We start from the raw sequence: 434 nt of genomic DNA on the forward strand, positions 1-434 counted from the left end.
GGCACCCGGCGCTGACTCGGATCGAGATGCCCGATGACTGGGTCGGCCATCCCCAGCGCAAAGACTATCCACTTGGCGGAATTCCGGTCGAATACCACGGCGCGCAGATCCCGCCGCCCGATCAGCGGAGGTCCTACAACTGATGAGCACCGAATCTCCCGTGGTGGTGGTCGGCGGGCAGGATTGGGACGACGTGGTGTCCGCGGCCCGTGAACATGCCGGCGAACGCATTGTGGTCAACATGGGTCCCCAGCACCCATCGACCCACGGGGTGCTCCGGCTGATCCTGGAGATCGAGGGCGAGATCATCACCGAAGCCCGTTGCGGCATCGGCTATCTGCACACCGGTATCGAAAAGAACCTGGAGTACCGCAACTGGACGCAGGGCGTCACCTTCGTCACGCGGATGGACTATCTGTCACCGTTCTTCAACG

At 62.9% G+C, this 434-nt stretch carries 1 protein-coding gene and 1 pseudogene; both read left to right on the top strand.

The window, feature by feature from the left end; all coding sequences use genetic code 11:
- Positions 1 to 143 (top strand): NADH-quinone oxidoreductase subunit C (locus RM590_RS35700; RefSeq protein ID WP_311708968.1); only part of this gene is annotated, 143 nt, incomplete at its 5' end.
- Positions 143 to 434: pseudogene (locus tag RM590_RS35705) on the top strand (NADH dehydrogenase subunit D); the annotation flags it as partial. The gene RM590_RS35700 and the pseudogene RM590_RS35705, both read left to right, overlap by 1 nt.

This window comes from Streptomyces litchfieldiae, from assembly GCF_031845365.1.
GTDB lineage: Bacteria > Actinomycetota > Actinomycetes > Streptomycetales > Streptomycetaceae > Streptomyces > Streptomyces litchfieldiae.